The sequence below is a fragment of the Streptomyces sp. NPDC096339 genome, assembly GCF_044762985.1.
Classification (GTDB): Bacteria; Actinomycetota; Actinomycetes; order Streptomycetales; family Streptomycetaceae; genus Streptomyces.
Map to the genome: position 1 here is coordinate 147085 of NZ_JBIWFI010000003.1, position 19753 is coordinate 166837.

Annotated in this window: 19 protein-coding genes; 16 read left to right on the top strand and 3 right to left on the bottom strand. The window is 70.5% G+C overall.

Annotation, left to right across the window (positions count from 1 at the left end):
• The first annotated feature begins 133 nt into the window (after positions 1-133).
• Positions 134-2110, top strand: a complete 1977-nt coding sequence (gene thrS, locus ACIQ5Y_RS07290; RefSeq protein WP_403876050.1) for a threonine--tRNA ligase — start codon at positions 134-136, stop codon at positions 2108-2110.
• Between the two features lie 77 nt (positions 2111-2187).
• Complete coding sequence (locus ACIQ5Y_RS07295; protein WP_403876053.1) at positions 2188-2748, top strand: HIT family protein; 561 nt, start codon at positions 2188-2190, stop codon at positions 2746-2748.
• 33 nt (positions 2749-2781) lie between these two features.
• Here ACIQ5Y_RS07295 and ACIQ5Y_RS07300 read toward each other — a convergent pair whose 3' ends face one another.
• A complete protein-coding gene (locus ACIQ5Y_RS07300; protein WP_403876056.1) occupies positions 2782-3183 on the bottom strand; it encodes a DUF1992 domain-containing protein in 402 nt (133 codons plus the stop codon).
• Between the two features lie 88 nt (positions 3184-3271).
• Here ACIQ5Y_RS07300 and ACIQ5Y_RS07305 point away from each other — a divergent pair, with 88 nt between their 5' ends.
• Positions 3272-3961: a DUF6882 domain-containing protein gene (locus tag ACIQ5Y_RS07305; RefSeq protein ID WP_403876059.1), complete on the top strand. Its 690-nt coding sequence runs from the start codon at positions 3272-3274 to the stop codon at positions 3959-3961.
• Between the two features lie 93 nt (positions 3962-4054).
• Here the strand turns inward: ACIQ5Y_RS07305 and ACIQ5Y_RS07310 are convergent, their stop codons facing one another.
• Positions 4055-5722, bottom strand: coding sequence for a hypothetical protein (locus tag ACIQ5Y_RS07310; protein WP_403876062.1), 1668 nt, complete (start codon positions 5720-5722; stop codon positions 4055-4057).
• A 131-nt stretch (positions 5723-5853) separates the two neighbouring features.
• Entirely contained in the window at positions 5854-8058 is a 2205-nt protein-coding gene (locus ACIQ5Y_RS07315) for an elongation factor G-like protein EF-G2 (protein ID WP_403876065.1), read from the bottom strand.
• A 240-nt stretch (positions 8059-8298) separates the two neighbouring features.
• Here ACIQ5Y_RS07315 and pgsA point away from each other — a divergent pair, with 240 nt between their 5' ends.
• The 13 genes from pgsA to ruvB all read left to right on the top strand — a co-directional run bounded on the left by pgsA (position 8299) and on the right by ruvB (position 19707).
• Entirely contained in the window at positions 8299-8964 is a 666-nt protein-coding gene (gene pgsA / locus ACIQ5Y_RS07320; RefSeq protein WP_403876068.1) for a phosphatidylinositol phosphate synthase, read from the top strand.
• Entirely contained in the window at positions 8964-9875 is a 912-nt protein-coding gene (locus ACIQ5Y_RS07325) for a phosphatidylinositol mannoside acyltransferase (RefSeq protein ID WP_403876071.1), read from the top strand. Before pgsA ends, ACIQ5Y_RS07325 begins: the two co-directional genes overlap by 1 nt.
• Positions 9875-11035, top strand: coding sequence for a glycosyltransferase family 4 protein (locus ACIQ5Y_RS07330; protein ID WP_403876074.1), 1161 nt, complete (start codon positions 9875-9877; stop codon positions 11033-11035). Before ACIQ5Y_RS07325 ends, ACIQ5Y_RS07330 begins: the two co-directional genes overlap by 1 nt.
• A gap of 204 nt (positions 11036-11239) precedes the next feature.
• Complete coding sequence (locus ACIQ5Y_RS07335; protein ID WP_403876077.1) at positions 11240-11908, top strand: hypothetical protein; 669 nt, start codon at positions 11240-11242, stop codon at positions 11906-11908.
• Complete coding sequence (locus ACIQ5Y_RS07340; RefSeq protein WP_403876080.1) at positions 11905-12894, top strand: phosphotransferase family protein; 990 nt, start codon at positions 11905-11907, stop codon at positions 12892-12894. Before ACIQ5Y_RS07335 ends, ACIQ5Y_RS07340 begins: the two co-directional genes overlap by 4 nt.
• The gene (locus ACIQ5Y_RS07345) at positions 12891-13901 is read left to right on the top strand and encodes an aminoglycoside phosphotransferase family protein (RefSeq protein ID WP_403876083.1); all 1011 of its coding nucleotides are present in this window, start codon (positions 12891-12893) and stop codon (positions 13899-13901) included. The genes ACIQ5Y_RS07340 and ACIQ5Y_RS07345 overlap by 4 nt, the downstream gene beginning before the upstream one ends.
• Positions 13902-13952: 51 nt before the next feature.
• Positions 13953-14495: a hypothetical protein gene (locus tag ACIQ5Y_RS07350; protein WP_376659693.1), complete on the top strand. Its 543-nt coding sequence runs from the start codon at positions 13953-13955 to the stop codon at positions 14493-14495.
• A 160-nt stretch (positions 14496-14655) separates the two neighbouring features.
• Positions 14656-15573 (top strand): pyridoxal 5'-phosphate synthase lyase subunit PdxS, encoded by a 918-nt coding sequence (gene pdxS, locus ACIQ5Y_RS07355; protein WP_365033999.1) that lies wholly within the window; start codon positions 14656-14658, stop codon positions 15571-15573.
• A 7-nt stretch (positions 15574-15580) separates the two neighbouring features.
• The gene (pdxT, locus tag ACIQ5Y_RS07360) at positions 15581-16174 is read left to right on the top strand and encodes a pyridoxal 5'-phosphate synthase glutaminase subunit PdxT (RefSeq protein ID WP_366680354.1); all 594 of its coding nucleotides are present in this window, start codon (positions 15581-15583) and stop codon (positions 16172-16174) included.
• A 57-nt stretch (positions 16175-16231) separates the two neighbouring features.
• Positions 16232-16984, top strand: coding sequence for a YebC/PmpR family DNA-binding transcriptional regulator (locus ACIQ5Y_RS07365; protein ID WP_403876088.1), 753 nt, complete (start codon positions 16232-16234; stop codon positions 16982-16984).
• Between the two features lie 207 nt (positions 16985-17191).
• Positions 17192-17719 (top strand): crossover junction endodeoxyribonuclease RuvC, encoded by a 528-nt coding sequence (gene ruvC / locus ACIQ5Y_RS07370; protein WP_403876091.1) that lies wholly within the window; start codon positions 17192-17194, stop codon positions 17717-17719.
• Positions 17720-18343, top strand: coding sequence for a Holliday junction branch migration protein RuvA (gene ruvA / locus ACIQ5Y_RS07375; RefSeq protein ID WP_403876094.1), 624 nt, complete (start codon positions 17720-17722; stop codon positions 18341-18343). It abuts the gene before it with no gap.
• 305 nt (positions 18344-18648) lie between these two features.
• Positions 18649-19707: a Holliday junction branch migration DNA helicase RuvB gene (ruvB, locus tag ACIQ5Y_RS07380; protein ID WP_384736966.1), complete on the top strand. Its 1059-nt coding sequence runs from the start codon at positions 18649-18651 to the stop codon at positions 19705-19707.
• Positions 19708-19753 lie beyond the last annotated feature (46 nt).

Here is a 19753-nt window from a genome sequence, read left to right on the forward strand (position 1 = left end):
ACAAACGCCTCGCCACGGGCCGGCGGACGCACCGGGCGGCCCGCCCGTAACCGTTTAGCGGCGCGGCCGCTCCGCTCGGTACGATTCAGATGCGCAGTGTTCGCTAGCGCACCCCCTGAGTCAGGAGAGACCGGTGTCAGACGTCCGTGTGATCATCCAACGCGATTCCGAGCGGGACGAGCGCGTGGTGGCCACGGGCACTACGGCGGCGGAGCTCTTCGCCGGCGAGCGCACCATCGTCGCCGCGCGCGTCGCGGGCGAGCTCAAGGACCTCAGCTACGAGGTGAAGGACGGGGAGACCGTCGAGCCGGTGGAGATCTCCTCCCAGGACGGCCTCGACATCCTGCGCCACTCGACCGCGCACGTCATGGCGCAGGCCGTGCAGGAGCTGTTCCCCGAGGCCAAGCTGGGCATCGGCCCGCCGGTCCGTGACGGCTTCTACTACGACTTCGACGTCGCCAAGCCCTTCACTCCCGATGATCTGAAGACCATCGAGAAGAAGATGCAGGAGATCCAGAAGCGCGGGCAGAGGTTCGCCCGCCGCGTGGTCACCGACGAGGCGGCCCGCGAGGAGCTCGCCGACGAGCCGTACAAGCTGGAACTCATCGGGATCAAGGGGTCGGCCTCGACCGACGACGGTGCGAACGTCGAGGTGGGCGGCGGCGAGCTGACCATCTACGACAACCTCGACGCCAAGACCGGCGAGCTGTGCTGGAAGGACCTCTGCCGCGGTCCCCACCTGCCCACCACCCGCAACATCCCGGCGTTCAAGCTGATGCGCAACGCGGCCGCCTACTGGCGCGGCAGCGAGAAGAACCCGATGCTCCAGCGCATCTACGGCACCGCGTGGCCGTCGAAGGAGGAGCTGAAGGCCCACCTCGACTTCCTCGCCGAGGCCGAGAAGCGCGACCACCGCAAGCTCGGCAACGAGCTGGACCTCTTCTCCATCCCGGACGAGATCGGCTCCGGCCTCGCCGTCTTCCACCCGCGCGGCGGCATCATCCGCCGGACCATGGAGGACTACTCGCGCCGCCGGCACGAGGAGGAGGGCTACGAGTTCGTCTACTCCCCGCACGCCACCAAGGGCGCCCTCTTCGAGAAGAGCGGCCACCTGGACTGGTACGCGGAGGGCATGTACCCCCCCATGCAGCTCGACGGTGGTACCGACTACTACCTCAAGCCCATGAACTGCCCGATGCACAACCTGATCTTCGACGCGCGCGGCCGCTCCTACCGCGAACTGCCGCTGCGCCTGTTCGAGTTCGGCACCGTGTACCGGTACGAGAAGTCGGGCGTGGTGCACGGCCTGACCCGCGCCCGCGGCTTCACCCAGGACGACGCGCACATCTACTGCACCCGTGAGCAGATGGCCGAGGAGCTCGACCGGACGCTCACCTTCGTGCTGAACCTGCTCCGCGACTACGGTCTGACCGACTTCTACCTGGAGCTGTCCACCAAGGACCCGGAGAAGTTCGTCGGCTCGGACGAGGTGTGGGAGGAGGCGACCGCCGTCCTCCAGCAGGTCGCCGAGAAGCAGGGCCTGCCGCTGACCCCCGACCCGGGCGGCGCGGCCTTCTACGGCCCGAAGATCTCCGTGCAGGCGCGCGACGCCATCGGCCGCACCTGGCAGATGTCGACCGTGCAGCTCGACTTCAACCTGCCGGAGCGCTTCAACCTGGAGTACACCGCGCCCGACGGCTCGCGGCAGCGGCCGGTCATGATCCACCGCGCGCTGTTCGGCTCCATCGAGCGGTTCTTCGCCGTACTGCTGGAGCACTACGCGGGCGCCATGCCGCCGTGGCTGGCCCCGGTCCAGGCGGTCGGCATCCCGATCGGCGACGGGCACGTCGAGTACCTCCAGGAGTTCGCCGCCGAGGCGAAGAAGCAGGGCCTGCGGGTCGAGGTGGACGCCTCCTCCGACCGCATGCAGAAGAAGATCCGCAACCACCAGAAGCTCAAGGTCCCGTTCATGATCATCGTCGGTGACGAGGACATGGCCGCGGGCACCGTCTCCTTCCGCTACCGCGACGGTTCGCAGGAGAACGGCATCCCGAAGGACGAGGCACTGGCCAAGCTGGCCAAGGTCGTCGCGGACCGCGTCCAGGTCTGACGGATCCGACAGCTGTGAAGGCCCCCGGAGAGTGATCACTTTCCGGGGGCCTTCTTCGTCCGTACCGGCAAGGTCATATGCTTGCCGCCATGACGAGTGAGCCGGAGCAGCAGAACGGCGTTGGCACGCATGACGGGTTCCAGCGCCTGTGGACCCCGCATCGGATGGCCTACATCCAGGGCGAGAACAAGCCCACCGGCCCCGAGGCCGGGGACGGGTGTCCCTTCTGCGGGATTCCGGAGATGTCGGACACCGACGGGCTGATCGTCGCGCGCGGCAAGCACGTCTACGCGGTGCTCAACCTGTACCCGTACAACGGCGGCCACCTCATGGTCGTGCCCTACCGGCACGTCGCCGACTACACCGATCTGGACGCCTTCGAAACCGCCGAGCTGGCGGACCTCACAAAGCGGGCCATGGTCGCGCTGCGCAAGGCCTCCGGGGCGCACGGTTTCAACATCGGCATGAACCAGGGCAGCGCCGCCGGCGCCGGCATCGCCGCGCACCTGCACCAGCACATCGTGCCCCGCTGGGGCGGGGACACGAACTTCATGCCGATCGTCGGTCACACCCGCGTCCTGCCGCAGCTCCTCGCGGACACCCGGCAGATGCTCGCGGACGCCTGGCCCACGGGCTGAGCAGCGGACGGCGGCCGGGCGCGGGCGGAGCGCTCAGGCGGCGCGCGCCGCGCGCCACTCCTCAAGGACGCCTTCGACGTCGTACTCGGTCAGGTTCAGCGGCGGGCCCTGCGGCGGCATGCGCAGGGCCGCGGCGATCTTCTCGTTGATCTCGGTGAGGATCGCCCGTACCTGTCGCTCGGAGCGCGCCGCGCGGGCCGCCGCCAGTGCGTCCTCGGCTTCCTTGCGCAGGGCCAGCGCGGGCGGCAGGGCGGCGAAGCCCTCGCGGTGCATCTTCCCCTTGATCCACCACATCTCGTCGTAGGGCGCGTCGAGCGAGGCCAGCGGCTTCCCGAAGCCCGGCAGCTCCTCGAACTCGCCGCGGTCGGAGGCCTCTCTGATCTGCCGGTCCACCCAGGATTCGATGTCCACGCCAGGCGGTTTGCGCTCGGTCACGGTGCCTCCTCGGGGAAACGACGGCCTCGGAACCTCCAGCCTACCCAGGCCGCCACGCCCGGCACCGGCCCGCGTAGGGTCGGTGACCATGATCACGCGATTCGGTGACGAGTTCCTGTCCGAGGCGGAGCTGCACGCGGCCTGGGGCGCCGCGCAGCTGCAAGCCCTGACCGACTTCCTGCCCGAGGGGCCCTGGACGGCGGACCTGGAGGCCTGCCTGTACCGCCAGGGCGGCCTCGCGCTGCGGGTCTCGGTCCTGGGCACCTACGACTCGCAGGAGCGGTCGTGGATGTGGGGCTGGGCCAATCCGGGGCTGCGCGGCACCGAATCCGTCGCCCTTGCGGCCGCCGTCGAGCGCTACGGACGGGCCCACGGCATAGCCGAGTTCACCGAGGAGACCCTCGACCTCTCGGGCTTCCCCGACCCGCGGATCGCGGCGGAGACCCTGGCGTTCGCGGGGATGGGCGTGGCCGAGGCACCCGGCTACATCGGCGTCGAGGCCGGCCCCGGCACACGTGTGTACTTCCTGCCGCACGACCCGCAGGTCCCCCGGGCCGCCCTGGACCCGGTCTCCCTGCCGCGGACCCTCATCACCGGGGCCTCGCTCATCGGGCACGCCCCGCGCCGCGTCGTCACCGGGTACTTCGCCCACCACGGAGTTGCGGTGCACGAGACCGGGGACCGGGTCGTCGCCGAGCTGCCCGGCGGGGGCGCGGTGCGGATCGACTTCGACGCGGTCGGCCGCATCGCGGAAGTGAGCCTCACCGCGCGGCCCTGACCGCCGCCCCGCACGCCGCCGTGCCACCGGGCCGCCCCGCGGGCCGCCCGGCCGCCCGTCGCCCCGCGCACGCTGCCCGTCGGCCCGCGCCCGCTACGCGTCGTAGACGTCGGCCTTGCGCGGGGCCGGCTCCTGGATGAGGCCGCTCATGATCGAGGAGCGGTTGGTGAAGCGGTCGATGTCGACGCCGTTCTCCTCGAGGACCTTGAACGTCGCGGTGTGGACCGCGCGCAGCACCGGGGCCACCGTGCGCAGGGCGTCGTCGGCCATGAAGCGGTGGCGCCACATCGAGCCGGCCCACACGTGCCGGATGCCGAAGGGCTCGGGCAGGACCAGCTTGCCGCCGAAGTAGTCCAGGATCGGCGGGAACCAGGTCAGCGGTGCCCGGACGGCGAGGCGTACGACCTCGCCGGCGTCCACCAGCGGCTGCGGGCGTTCGACGGTCTCCCAGAAGCGGATGCTCTTGGGGACCTCGACCACCGGGGGCTTGGACTTCGTCGTGAACAGGCCGTGTACGGGCCCCAGCGCGTGCGCGGTGACGTCCACGCGCAGCGTCTTGTAGAGCACGGTGACGGTGACCAGCATGTTGATGACGAGCTGGCCGTCCCAGAGCGGGTACTGGATGCCCAGGTAGTGCCGGTTGCCGGAGCTGAACTGCTGCTCGTTGCAGATCCGGGTGATCTCGTGCGGCTTGATCAGGAAGTTGTCGATGTTCTCGCCGGCGGGGCGGGCCACTTCCGCGGCGCCCTCGCCGATCGGCGTGACGATCCAGTGCTGGATGGCGGCCGTCGGGAAGCCACCGGTGTGCAGGGGGCCGCGCTCCAGCTTGCGGAGCTGGGTGTCGATCGCGCGTATGACGTCCCAGCTGCGGAAGGGGTGGATCTCGGCGCCCTCGGTCGTGGGCGCGAGCTCCTCGGCCATCTGCCAGCTGCCCCAGCGGGTGCCCATGCCGAGGATGCCCTTGGGGCCCGCGTAGAAGACCTGGTTGCTCCGGTCCTCCGCGGTCAGCTTGGCGAGCTGGTGGCGCAGGTCCTCGCGGGCCTTCTCGTCGGGGTTGCCCGGCACCGCTTCCGGGATCTTCGCGCCGATCCCGTCACCCGCCAGCAGTCCGTCCCAGCGGGAGCGCAGGTCGGCGGCGGTGGACTCGCACAGCCGGCGGGCGAGCAGCCAGCCGAGGGCCGGGGCGATCACCATGCCGCGCAGGTAGAGGCCGAGGAAGCCGGTGAGCGGCAGTCGGAACATCAGGACCGCCACCACCACGGCGATGCCGACCAGTACCGCCGTGCCCATCCACGACGCGCGCTTGCCCTCGTTCTTGGCGAGGGTCTTGCGGAGCTGGAAGAGCCCCAGCCACAGCAGCAGGCCCGGCAGGAACAGCACGCCGCAGACCAGCATGATCAGCCGGAGCTTGGCGTCGCGCTCCTTGCGGATGCGCGTGGCCGCCAGGCAGTGCTCGACGACCGTCTGCGGGTCGGCTCCGAAGGACTGGATGAGCGGCTTGCGGGCGGAGCCGAGCGTGCGGGCCTCGACGGCACGGCAGAAGGCCTCGCCGAGGTTGGGCTCGAAGAGCGATATCTTGCCGGCCTTGACCGTCGCGGGGTGGTTCTCGCTGTTGGCGGTGAGGATCGCTTCGAGTTTCGTGTCGCCGCCGCCGTCGCGGTACGCGGCCGATGCCAGGGCGTTGGTCGCCGCCGTCTGCCCGCCGCCCCCCTGGAGAGGAATCTGCGCCCCGGGCCTGAAGTCGAATCCGTCGTCCGCCACCGTTGCCCCCATCGCTGTGCGTTCGTGCTCTTTGGTGCGCCGACGAGCCTATCGGCGGTTCCCGCCCCATGGTCATGGGACAGGGAAATGCCGCCCACCGCAAGCGGGTTGGTGGGCGGCCCTTCCCGACGCTATGTCAGTTTGCTTCCCTTCTCGGTCTGTTCGCGCACCTTGTCCGCGATCTGCGGCGGCATCGGCTCGTGCCGGGCGTAGGCCCGGGCGAAGCGGCCCGTGCCGTGCGAGACGGAGCGCAGCTCGACCGCGTACCGGCCTATCTCGATCTCGGGGATCTCGGCGCGGACCCGGGTGCGCCCGGGACCGGCCTGGTCGGTGCCGACGACCCGACCGCGGCGGCCCGCGAGATCGCTCATGACCGGGCCGACGTACTCGTCCGGGACGAGGATCGCGAGCTCGGCGACCGGTTCGAGCAGGTCGATGCGGGCCTCGGCGGCGGCCTCGCGCAGGGCCAGCGCCCCGGCGGTCTGGAAGGCGGCGTCGGAGGAGTCCACCGAGTGCGCCTTGCCGTCGAGGAGGGTGATGCGCACGTCGACCAGCGGATAGCCGGCGGCCACCCCGCGCGCGGCCTGCGTCCGTACGCCCTTCTCCACGGACGGGATGAACTGGCGGGGCACCGCGCCGCCGACCACCTTGTCCACGAACTCGATGCCGCTGCCCGGCGGGAGCGGCTCGACCTCGATCTCGCAGATGGCGAACTGGCCGTGGCCGCCGGACTGCTTGACGTGCCTGCCGCGGCCGGCGGCCTTCCCGCCGAAGGTCTCGCGCAGGCTCACCTTGTGCGGTACGGCGTCGACCTGGACGCCGTACCGGGTGCGCAGCCGCTCCAGCGCGAGGTCCTGGTGGGCCTCGCCCAGACACCACAGGACGACCTGGTGGGTGTGCGGGTTCTGCTCCAGCCGCATGGTCGGATCCTCGGCGACGAGCCGGGCCAGGCCCTGGGACAGCTTGTCCTCGTCGGCCTTGCTGTGTGCCTCGATGGCGAGGGGGAGCAGCGGGTCGGGCATGGTCCAGGGCTCCATCAGGAGCGGGTCGTCCTTGGCGGAGAGGGTGTCGCCGGTCTCCGCGCGCGTGAGTTTGGCCACGCAGGCCAGGTCGCCCGCGATGCAGTGGTTCAGGACGCGCTGCTGTTTGCCGAAGGGGGAGCTCAGGGCGCCGATCTTCTCGTCGACGTCATGGTCCTCGTGGCCCCTGTCTTCGAGCCCGTGGCCGCTGACGTGCACGGTCGCCTCGGGTCGCAGGGTGCCGGAGAAGACGCGGACGAGCGAGACGCGGCCGACGTACGGGTCGGAGGAGGTCTTGACGACCTCGGCGACGAGCGGCCCGTCCGGATCGCAGGTGACGGCGGGGCGGGGGGAGCCGTCGGGGGCGGTGACGTTCACGGCGGGGCGTTCCGGGGGAGTGGGGAAGCCGCCGGTGACCAGTTCGAGGAGCTCCACGGTGCCCAGGCCCTGCTTGCCCCCGTCGGCGGCGGGGGCCGCCATCAGGACGGGGTGGAAGGTGCCGCGGGCGACGGCCCGCTCCAGGTCGTCCACGAGGGTCTTGAGGTCGATGTCCTCGCCGCCGAGGTAGCGGTCCATGAGGCTCTCGTCCTCGCTCTCGGCGATGATCCCCTCGATCAGGCGGGAACGGGCGCCGTCGATGAGGGCGCGCTCCTGCGGATCAGGGTCGCGTTCCACGCGGGTGCCGGAGGAGTACTCGTACACGCGCTGGGAGAGCAGGCCGAGCAGACCGGTGACGGGGGCGTGGCCGTCGGCGCCGGCGGGGCCGTGCAGGGGCAGGTAGAGGGGGATGACGGCATCGGGGTCGTCGGCGCCGAAGATCTCGCCGCAGACGGCCGTCATCTGGGTGTAGTCGGAACGGGCCGCCTCCAGGTGGGTGACGACGATGGCGCGCGGCATGCCCACGGCCTCGCATTCGTCCCAGACCATGCGGGTGGCCCCGTCGACGCCGTCCGAGGCGGAGACGACGAAAAGGGCCGCGTCCGCGGCGCGCAGACCGGCCCTGAGCTCACCGACGAAGTCGGCGTATCCGGGGGTGTCCAGGATGTTGATCTTGATCCCGCCCCATTCGACGGGGACGAGGGAGAGCTGGACGGAGCGTTGTCGGCGGTGCTCGATCTCGTCGTAGTCGGAGACGGTCCCGCCGTCCTCGACCCGGCCCGCCCGGTTGACCGCTCCGGCGGTCAGGGCGAGGGCTTCGACCAGCGTGGTCTTGCCGGATCCGCTGTGGCCGACCAGCACGACGTTCCGTATGGAGGTCGGCCGGTCGGCCGTCAGTGCCCTGCCGGCGGCTCCGGCTTGGTGTGATGTGGCTCCCATGATTCTCGTGCCTCCCGGTGGTGACGGTGAGGAGGTGGGTGTCCTTCGAGCTTTGCACCGCTGTCACACCGCGTCCATACGTCGTACCCGAGAGGGCCCCGTCAGGGGCACGGGGCGGGACGGAATCCCGAAGCGGAAGGAACCGGTGGGTGCGCGGCGTCCCCGGGGCGGCGTGCCGGCTACGATGGGCCAGCCGGTGGCCGTGGTGGCCGCGCGGCCCAGCGACCCTCCGGGAAGGCCATGCTGAACAAGTACGCGCGTGCATTCTTCACGCGTGTTCTCACGCCATTCGCCGCTTTTCTGCTCCGGCGGGGGGTGAGCCCGGATGCGGTGACCTTGATCGGCACGGCCGGTGTGGTGGCCGGAGCGCTGTTCTTCTTCCCCCGGGGAGAGTTCTTCTGGGGAACCATCACCATCACCGTCTTCGTCTTCTCCGACCTGGTGGACGGGAACATGGCCCGCCAGGCCGGGATCTCCAGCCGCTGGGGCGCGTTCCTCGACTCCACCCTCGACCGGGTTGCGGACGCGGCGATCTTCGGCGGCCTCGCGCTCTGGTACGCGGGCTCCGGGAACGACAACGCGCTGTGCGCGGTCGCGATCTTCTGTCTGGCCAGCGGCCAGGTGGTCTCGTACACGAAGGCCCGCGGCGAGTCGATCGGCCTGCCGGTGGCCGTCAACGGGCTCGTCGAACGGGCCGAGCGCCTGGTGATCTCGCTGGTCGCGGCCGGTCTGTCCGGGCTGCAGACCTTCGGCGTGCCCTCCTGGATCGGGGTGCTGCTGCCGATCGCGCTGTGGGCCGTGGCGGTGGGCTCGCTCGTCACGCTGATCCAGCGCGTGGTCACCGTACGCCGGGAGTCGGCGGAGGCGGACGCGGCGGCCTCCCACGCAGAGGGCGGTGCCGCCTGATGGGCAAGGCACAGGACAAGCTGGTCGACGCGGTGTACGGGCTCGGCTGGGCCGGAGTGAAGAAGCTGCCCGAGCCGGCCGCCGTGGCCCTCGGCCGCCGCATCGCCGACTACGCCTGGAAGCGGCGCGGCAAGAGCGTGCTGCGCCTGGAGTCGAACCTGGCCCGGGTGGTCCCCGACGCCACGCCCGAGCGGCTGCGCGAGCTGTCGCGGGCCGGGATGCGCTCGTACATGCGGTACTGGATGGAGTCCTTCCGGCTGCCGACGATGGATCCGAAACGGTTCGGCGAGGACGTCCAGCTCAAGGACGACCACATCCTCCGCGAGGCCATCGCCTCCGGGCGCGGGGTCATCGCGGCCCTCCCGCACCTGGCCAACTGGGACCTCGCCGGTGCCTGGGTCACCGGCCACCTTGGCACCCCCTTCACCACGGTCGCCGAACGCCTCAAGCCGGAATCGCTGTACGACCGCTTCGTGGCCTACCGAGAGAGCCTGGGCATGGAGGTGCTGCCGCACAGCGGCGGCGCCGCCTTCGGCACCCTCGCCCGCCGGCTCCGCTCCGGTGGCCTGATCTGCCTGGTCGCGGACCGGGACCTGTCGGCCTCCGGGGTCGAGGTGGACTTCTTCGGCGGGGCGGCGCGCATGCCGGCCGGGCCGGCGCTGCTGGCGCAGCAGACCGGGGCGATATTGCTCCCGGTGACCCTGTACTACGGGGACTCGCCGAAGATGTACGGCCGGATCCACCCCGAGGTGGAGGTGCCGAAGACCGGAACACGGGTCGAGAAGACCGACGCCATGACGCAGGCGCTCGCGGACGCCTTCGCCTGGGGCATCGCCGAGCACCCGGAGGACTGGCACATGCTGCAGCGGCTGTGGTTGGACGACCTGGACGACCGAGGGGAGCGCCCGTAGTGAAGATCGGCATCGTGTGCCCGTACTCGTGGGACGTGCCGGGCGGCGTCCAGTTCCACATCCGCGACCTGGCGGAGCACCTGATCCGCCTCGGCCACGAGGTGTCGGTCCTGGCCCCGGCCGACGACGAGACCCCGCTGCCGCCCTACGTGGTCTCGGCGGGCCGGGCCGTCCCCGTCCCGTACAACGGCTCCGTCGCCCGCCTGAACTTCGGATTCCTCTCCGCCGCGCGGGTGCGCCGCTGGCTGCACGACGGCACCTTCGACGTGATCCACATCCACGAGCCCGCCTCACCCTCCCTGGGGCTGCTGTCCTGCTGGGCGGCGCAGGGGCCGATCGTGGCCACCTTCCACACCTCGAACCCGCGCTCGCGGGCGATGATCGCGGCGTACCCGATCCTCCAGCCGGCGCTGGAGAAGATCAGCGCGCGGATCGCGGTGAGCGAGTACGCGCGGCGCACCCTGGTCGAGCACCTGGGCGGGGACGCGGTCGTCATCCCCAACGGCGTCGACGTGGACTTCTTCGCCAAGGCCGACCCGAACCCCGAGTGGTCCGGCCAGACCCTGGGCTTCATCGGCCGCATCGACGAACCCCGCAAGGGGCTGCCCGTCCTGATGGCGGCCTTCCCGAAGATCGTGGAGGCCTGCCCGGACGTACGGCTGCTCGTGGCGGGCCGCGGCGATGAGGAGGAGGCCGTGGCGACCCTCCCGGCGGACCTCCGCTCCCGCGTCGAATTCCTCGGGATGGTCTCGGACGAGGACAAGGCCCGCCTGCTGCGCAGCGTGGACGTGTACGTCGCCCCGAACACGGGCGGCGAGAGCTTCGGCATCATCCTGGTCGAGGCCCTCTCGGCGGGCGCGGCGGTCCTCGCCTCCGACCTGGACGCCTTCGCGCAGGTCCTGGACCAGGGCGGCGCGGGCGACCTCTTCGCCAACGAGAACGCGGACGCCCTCGCGGAGGGCGCCATCGCCCTCCTGCGCGACCCGGCACGCCGCGAGGAACTCAGCACCCGCGGCTCGGCCCACGTCCGCCGCTTCGACTGGTCCACGGTCGGGGCGGACATCCTGGCGGTCTACGAGACGGTCACGGACGGCGCGGCGGCGGTGGCCACGGACGAACGCGTCCCGCTCCGCACCAGGCTGGGCTTCTCCCGCGATTAGGGCATCTCCCGCCGGCTCGTGAACTGGCTGGCTTCCCAAGGTCGTTCGGGGTAAATCCGTGACGCGTGCACAGTTCCCCGCTGTGGGTAACCTCAGCTCGTACAGCAGGGATGCCGGGGGGAGTCGCCATGTCCATCAGGCCGCGCTATCGACGGGTTTCGGCCGTTACAGCGCCAGCTCTTCAACCGTGAGGGCCTGCTCGCCGTGTACGACGAAGAGCTCACGCGGATCTCGCCACGCGCGAGGATTCTCAACGTCGTAGGAGTCGGGGGCATCGGGAAGACCCGGGCCGAGGCGCTGATGGCACAGGCGAAGGACGAGTACCGCACGGCAGAAGCGGTGATCGGCCTCGCCAACATCAGGACGAACCAGGCTGAACTATTGGTGGTCACCGACCCCGAGGCAGCCGTCCAGGAAGCGGGCGTGGCGCTCGAAGTGCAGAGGGAACTCGGCGCTCAGCACGAGATCGGCAAGGTGTACACAGCCATGGGGACCGCGCAGATCCGGCTCGGACAGCTGGACAGGGCGGAGCTGTCCTTAGCCAACGCCAATGCGGCGCTCGACCGTGCCGGATACCGATCGGGCCGCGCCCGGGCGGACACGTTCAGGGCGTTCCTCCATCTGAGGCGCGGAGACGGGCAGGCGACACGGGAGCTTCTGCGTCACGTGGCCCGGGAGTTCGAGGAATGTGAGGTCCATCCTTCGCTGATCCTGGCCATCCACCGTGCATCGGAACGGATCGGGCCGGCGGATCCGGAGATCGCGGCGGCAGCGGAGCGGGCTCGCCCATCCCTCCGGGTTCTGGGCACGGCAGAGGACTTGGAACGGCGCACCGAAGAGGTTCTGTCTATGTTCATCGAGGTGAACTCGTGACGTGGGTCGATCTGTACAGCCAGGCACTCGCCGCGGATGACGCCGCCGCGGGGTACTACAACCGCAATGTGGGAGTGAGGACGGCCGACGGAAAGGTCAATGTCCGTATCCCCCTGGAGGCCGCCGACACCATGGACGTGCGGCTCTGGAGGGAGGAGGACGTCCTCGCCTGCATCCGGCCCTATGTAGGCCGCGTGCCGGAACTGCGCCACGTTTCCGAAGAGCCGCGGTTCCAGGTCCATCACTTCATCGAGGGCCGAGTCCTCGACACGTTCTCACCACGGGGCAGTTCCGTTCCCGCGAACGTGATGGCCGACGTGGTCGAGCTGATGGACCAGCTGGTGCGCATGCCGCCGGAGAAGGCTCCTCGGCTACCGGATCACTGGCCCGTCTCGGGCGACAGCGGTGCCTTCGGACGACTGCTGGCGGGCCTTACCCAAGAGGTGTATTCGGCCCACGTCGCGGAATACGGAGAAGCCTTTGCCGACCTCGGGATCCCCGATACCCCGCTGGCCGTGGTCGAGCCGCTCTGGGACACACTCACGCCGCGCCCCTTCTCCGTCCTCCATGCCGATCTCCACCGCAAGAACATGATCGTGACCGACGGTGTCACCTGGTTCCTCGACTGGGAGCTCGCCTTGTGGGGTGACCCGATGTACGAGATCGGGATCCATTTCCACAAGATGGACTATCCCCATGACCAGCAGGCCGAGGTGTTCCATCGGTGGCGGGAGCAGCTGCCTGCTCAGGCGACGGCAGGTCCCCTCGGTGACCTGGAGCTGTACATGGCTCACGAGCGGATCAAATCGGCGATCGTCGACACGGTCCGCTACTCCAAGCAGCTCGCGGCCGCCTCGCGGCCCGAGCGAGACTTCCTCCTGGGGAGGCTTGCGAAGAAGGCCAACGCAGCCCGCAGGGTGTGGGGATCGCCAGCGGATCTGACTCAGACCCGGGTCGCCGCCATCCTCGCTCCCTGGGAGGGATGACCGTGGACGCCGTCGCACTGTACGCAGAGGCTTGCGAGCGGGGTACCGAGCTCTCAGGACACTACAACCGCAATGTCAAGGTGCAGGCCGACACCGGCCCCGTGATCGTACGCATCCGTGCGGGGGAGTCGGAGCCCATGGACCTCCGACTCTGGCCCGAAGCCGAGGTGCTCAGGGCCATCGCTCCATGGGTCAAGTCGGCGCCACGCCTGCTGCATGCGGGCACCGGCCCCGATATCCAGGTCCACGAGTTCGTCGCGGGCCGACGCATCGACGAACTCGTCCCCCCGGGCAAGCCACTGCCCGATGCGGTGCTCAAGGGCATCGAATCGTTCTTCGGTGACCTGCTGCGGGTACCGCTGTCCGCTTTGCCCGCGGTCCCGGGCCACTGGCCGGGGGACGGGGACACAGCAGGCTTCGCCGAGCGCCTGCTCGGTCTCCTCGGCAAGATCCGTCAAAGGGGCCACCGAGGGGCCGGAGAGCTGTACGAGGCGCTGCGCGTCCCCGACGATCCGTGCGGCCCGCTGCGGGACAGGGCGCAAGGCTTGGCAGAGCGCCGATCTAGCCTCCTGCACGCGGACATCCACCGAAAGAACATGATCCTGACCGACGAAGGCGACGTCGCCTTTCTCGACTGGGAGCTCTCCCTGTGGGGCGATCCGGTGTACGACCTTGCCGACCACATCCACAAGATGTCGTACTCCCAGGCCGAACGGACCTTGGTGACCGACGGGTGGATCCGGTCCGCGCCGGAGGAGTGCCGCAGCAACTGGCGGGTCGATCTCGACTACTACCTCGCCTACGAGGCGGTGAAATCCGCTGTCGTGGACACCGTGCGATGGGGTCGGCGCATCGCCACGGCGCATGATGCGCCGGGCAGAAGGGCGCTTTCCACGGAGCTTGCAGGCAAGCTCGCCGCGGCAGCCCCGCACTGGGCGGCCGAGGGTGTCCCTCCCGTACCCGCGCCCGAGGAGATCGAGGACGCGGTAGCGCGCTGCGTCACCTGAGGGAACCCGGCCCGTCCGAGAGCGCGGCAAGGAAAGGTAAAGTCGCCGCCCGTGATCGAAACCCTTGTCTGGATTGCCCTCGCTCTCGGAGTGGTCGGGGTCTACCTCAGTTGGACCGCAGGACGGCTCGACCGGCTGCACTCGCGGATGGACGCCTCGCGCGCCGCGCTCGACGCGCAGCTCGTACGGCGGGCCTCCGTGGTGCTGGAGGTGGCGACCTCCGGGGCCCTGGATCCCGCGTCCTCCCTGGTGCTGTACGAGGCCGCGCACGCGGCGCGGCAGGCCGAGGAGGAGAACCGGGAGGTCGCCGAGAGCGAGCTCAGCCAGGCCCTGCGGGCGGTGTTCTCCGACGCCGACCAGGTCGAGGTGCTGAAGGCGGCCCCGGGGGGCGTGGAGGCCGCCGAGGACCTGGCGGCGGCGGTGCGGCGGGTGCCGATGGCGCGCCGGTTCCACAACGACGCCGTACGGGCCGCACGCGCCCTGCGCAGGCACCGCAAGGTGCGCTGGTTCCGGCTGGCCGGGCACGCCCCGTTCCCGCTCGCCTTCGAGATGGACGACGAGCCTCCGGCCGACCTCGCGGACCGGCCCGCATAGCAGGGTGACGGCGGGCCGCGACAGGCCGCAATGGACCGCAATGGACCAGTCGAGGGGCCACCTGCTCCATATTGGCCCTTGCAGTGGCCTGGTCAGCCGGGGTTTCCTCTGCCAGTAGTACCCGCCCCCTTTTCGAGTTCCCTTCGAGTGAGGTCAATCCGTGAGCACGCTTCCCACCACCCCCCAGTCCGCTGAGTCGGCCATCGGCACCTCGCGCGTCAAGCGCGGCATGGCCGAGCAGCTCAAGGGCGGTGTGATCATGGACGTGGTCAACGCCGAGCAGGCGAAGATCGCCGAGGACGCCGGCGCCGTGGCCGTCATGGCCCTGGAGCGGGTCCCCGCCGACATCCGCAAGGACGGCGGCGTGGCGCGCATGTCGGACCCGAACATGATCGAAGAGATCATCGAGGCCGTCTCCATCCCCGTCATGGCCAAGTCCCGCATCGGCCACTTCGTCGAGGCCCAGGTCCTCCAGTCCCTCGGTGTCGACTACATCGACGAGTCCGAGGTCCTGACCCCGGCCGACGAGGTCAACCACTCCGACAAGTGGGCGTTCACCACCCCCTTCGTCTGCGGTGCCACCAACCTGGGCGAGGCCCTGCGCCGCATCGCCGAGGGCGCGGCCATGATCCGCTCGAAGGGCGAGGCCGGCACCGGCAACGTCGTCGAGGCCGTCCGCCACCTGCGCCAGATCAAGAACGAGATCGCCAAGCTGCGCGGCTTCGACAACAACGAGCTGTACGCCGCCGCCAAGGAGCTGCGCGCCCCGTACGAGCTCGTCAAGGAAGTAGCCGAGCTCGGCAAGCTCCCGGTCGTGCTGTTCTCCGCCGGTGGCGTCGCCACCCCGGCCGACGCCGCCCTGATGCGCCAGCTCGGCGCCGAGGGTGTCTTCGTCGGCTCCGGCATCTTCAAGTCGGGCGACCCGGCCAAGCGCGCCGCCGCCATCGTGAAGGCCACCACCTTCTACGACGACCCGAAGATCATCGCGGACGCCTCCCGCAACCTGGGCGAGGCCATGGTCGGCATCAACTGCGACACGCTGCCCGAGGCCGAGCGCTACGCCAACCGCGGCTGGTAATCACCTCATGACGAACACACCCGTGATCGGTGTCCTGGCACTCCAGGGCGACGTACGGGAGCACCTGATCGCCCTGGCCGCGGCTGACGCCGTGGCCAGGCCGGTCCGGCGTCCCGAGGAGCTCGCCGAGGTCGACGCCCTGGTGATCCCCGGCGGCGAGTCCACGACCATGTCGAAGCTCGCCGTGCTGTTCGGCATGCTGGAGCCGCTGCGCGAGCGCGTGGCAGCCGGCATGCCCGTGTACGGCACCTGCGCCGGCATGATCATGCTCGCGGACAAGCTCCTGGACGGCCGTGAGGACCAGGAGACCCTGGGCGGCATCGACATGATCGTCCGCCGCAACGCCTTCGGGCGGCAGAACGAGTCCTTCGAGGCGAAGATCGACTTCGCGGGGATCGAGGGCGGCCCCGTCGAGGGCGTCTTCATCCGCGCCCCGTGGGTCGAGTCCGTCGGAGGCGCCGCCGAGGTGCTCGCCACGTACGACGGCCACACGGTCGCCGTACGCCAGGGCAACGTCCTTGCGACCTCGTTCCACCCCGAGTTGACCGGCGACGATCGCGTTCACGCGTACTTCGTCGACATGGTGCGCGCTGGGCTGTGACCCGGTCCCGGTAGGATCGGGCACGAACACTGTTGGTTACGCGAAGGAGACAGGCGGATGTCCGGCCACTCTAAATGGGCTACGACGAAGCACAAGAAGGCCGTGATCGATGCCAAGCGCGGCAAGCTCTTCGCGAAGCTGATCAAGAACATCGAGGTCGCGGCCCGTATGGGCGGTGCCGACATCGACGGCAACCCGACGCTCTTCGACGCCGTTCAGAAGGCCAAGAAGCAGTCGGTCCCGAACAAGAACATCGACTCCGCGGTCAAGCGCGGCGGCGGCCTCGAGGCCGGCGGCGCCGACTACGAGACGATCATGTACGAAGGCTACGGCCCGAACGGTGTCGCGGTGCTCATCGAGTGCCTCACCGACAACCGCAACCGTGCCGCCTCCGACGTCCGCGTCGCCATGACCCGCAACGGCGGCTCCATGGCCGACCCGGGCTCGGTCTCGTACCTGTTCAACCGCAAGGGCGTCATCCTGCTGCCCAAGGCCGAGCTCACCGAGGACGACGTCCTGGGTGCGGTCCTGGACGCCGGTGCCGAAGAGGTCAACGACAACGGCGAGACCTGGGAGATCATCAGCGAGGCCACCGACCTGGTCGCGGTCCGCACCGCGCTCCAGGAAGCCGGCATCGACTACGACTCCGCGGACTCCAGCTTCGTCCCGACCATGCAGGTCGAGCTCGACGAAGAGGGCGCCCGCAAGATCTTCAAGCTGATCGACGCGCTCGAGGACAGTGACGACGTCCAGAACGTCTTCGCCAACTTCGACGTCTCGGACGAGGTCATGGAGAAGGTCGACGCGTAACGCTGCCGCGAGCAGAGCGGAACCGGCGGGCCGACAGGACACACCCTGTCGGCCCGCCGTCGCATTGTCAGTGGAGGCGGATAGCCTGACGGCGTCAATCGGGTGTGCGCCCGATTTCGGACCACAACCATCAATTGAGCAGCCACGATGGCGATCGGCCACCTCCGCGAGAGCGGCGGCGGTTCAGCCGCGAAAGGGGGGCGCGCGGTGCGCGTACTGGGTGTGGACCCGGGGCTGACGCGGTGCGGTGTCGGCGTGGTCGAGGGAGTCGCCGGACGGCCCCTGACCATGATCGGCGTCGGCGTCGTGCGGACGCCCGCAGACGCCGAGCTGGGGCACCGGCTCGTCGCCATCGAGCGCGGCATCGAGGAATGGCTCGACACGCACCAGCCGGAATTCGTCGCCGTGGAGCGGGTGTTCAGCCAGCACAACGTCCGCACCGTGATGGGCACCGCCCAGGCCAGCGCCGTCGCCATGCTGTGCGCGGCGCGCCGGGGGATACCGGTCGCCCTGCACACCCCCAGCGAGGTCAAGGCCGCCGTCACCGGAAGCGGCCGGGCCGACAAGGCACAGGTCGGTGCCATGGTGACCAGGCTGCTGCGGCTGGCCGAGCCGCCCAAGCCCGCCGACGCCGCCGACGCCCTCGCCCTCGCCATCTGCCACATCTGGCGGGCCCCCGCCCAAAACCGCCTCCAGCAGGCGGTCGCCCAGCACGCCTCGAAAGGCCGTATGTAGATGATCGCCTTCGTCAGCGGCCCCGTCGCCGCGCTCACCCCCACCCTGGCCGTGATCGAGGTCGGCGGGGTGGGGATGGCCGTGCAGTGCACCCCGAACACCATCGCGGGCCTGCGCATGGGGGAGCAGGCGAAGCTCGCGACCTCCCTGGTCGTCCGGGAGGACTCGCTCACCCTGTACGGCTTCGCCGACGACGACGAGCGGCAGGTCTTCGAGCTGCTCCAGACGGCGAGCGGGGTCGGGCCGAGGCTGGCGCAGGCGATGCTCGGGGTGCACAGTCCGGACGCGCTTCGCCTGGCCGTCGAGTCGGGGGACGAGAAGGCGCTGACCGCCGTTCCCGGCATCGGGAAGAAGGGCGCGCAGAAGCTGCTGCTGGAGCTGAAGGGCAAGCTGGGCGCGGCCCCCGCGGTCGTCGGCGCCCAGCGGGTGCCGGCGGCCGGTCCGGCGCCGTGGACGGAGCAGCTCTCGGCCGCGCTCATCGGCCTCGGCTACGCCTCCCGCGAGGCGGAGGAGGCCGTCTCGGCGGTGACGCCGCAGGCGGAGGCCGCCATCGCCGCCGGTGGCAGCGCCCCCGTGCCGCAGCTCCTGCGGGCCGCACTCCAGTCCCTGAACCGGGCGCGCTGACGGGCTCGCCGCTGCACGGGCCCGTCCCCTACCCGCCCTTCCACCGTTCCCCGGGCTCTGCCCGGACCCCGCGCCTCAAACGCCGGCGGGGCTCAAAGACCCCGGGGCTCCGCCCCGGACCTCGCGCCTCAAACGCCGGCGGGGCCGGATACTTCAGCCCGTCCGGCGTTTGAGGACCGGGGTCCGGGGCGGAGCCCCGGGAAACGGAGAAAGGGCGGGGCGGGGAGCAGCTCCGCGCAGCGGCCCACGCGCAGCCACAGCCCCCGCACAGACCACCGCACAGACGCAGAAGGCAGACTGACACCGTGAACTGGGATGACGAGAGCGACCGCATTGTCGCGCCCGCAGCGGACGGCGAGGACACCGCCGTCGAGGCGGCGCTGCGACCCAAGGACCTCGGGGAGTTCGTCGGGCAGGAGAAGGTCCGCCAGCAGCTGGACCTCGTCCTCAAGGCCGCCAGGCAGCGCGGAGCCACCGCCGATCACGTCCTGCTCTCCGGTGCGCCCGGCCTCGGCAAGACCACGCTGTCGATGATCATCGCGGCCGAGATGGGCGCGCCCATCCGGATCACCTCCGGCCCCGCCATCCAGCACGCCGGCGACCTCGCCGCCATCCTCTCCTCCCTCCAGGAGGGCGAGGTCCTCTTCCTCGACGAGATCCACCGCATGTCCCGGCCCGCCGAGGAAATGCTGTACATGGCCATGGAGGACTTCCGGGTCGACGTGATCGTGGGCAAGGGGCCGGGGGCCACCGCCATTCCCCTGGAGCTGCCGCCGTTCACCCTGGTCGGGGCGACCACCCGGGCCGGCCTGCTGCCGCCGCCGCTGCGCGACCGGTTCGGGTTCACCGGGCACATGGAGTTCTACGCCCCCGAGGAGCTGGAACGGGTCATCCACCGCTCCGCCGGCCTCCTCGACGTCGAGATCGACACCGCCGGCGCCGCCGAGATCGCGGGCCGCTCCCGCGGCACCCCCCGCATCGCCAACCGCCTGCTGCGCCGCGTCCGCGACTACGCCCAGGTGCGGGCCGACGGGGTGATCACCCGCGAGGTGGCCGGAACCGCCCTCCAGGTGTACGAAGTGGACGGGCGCGGGCTCGACCGGCTCGACCGGGCCGTGCTGGAGGCGCTGCTCAAGCTGTTCGGCGGCGGACCCGTCGGGCTGTCCACCCTCGCCGTGGCCGTCGGCGAGGAGCGGGAGACCGTGGAGGAGGTGGCCGAGCCCTTCCTCGTACGCGAGGGGCTGCTGGCGCGCACCCCCCGCGGACGGGTCGCGACCCCCGCCGCATGGGCCCACCTGGGACTTGTCCCGCCGCAGCACGGCGGGAGTGGATCAAGCGGACAACAGGGCTTGTTCGGGGCCTGACGGCGCGGAGGTTCGCTCCCTCAGGAACTGCGGTGCCATGCTGGGC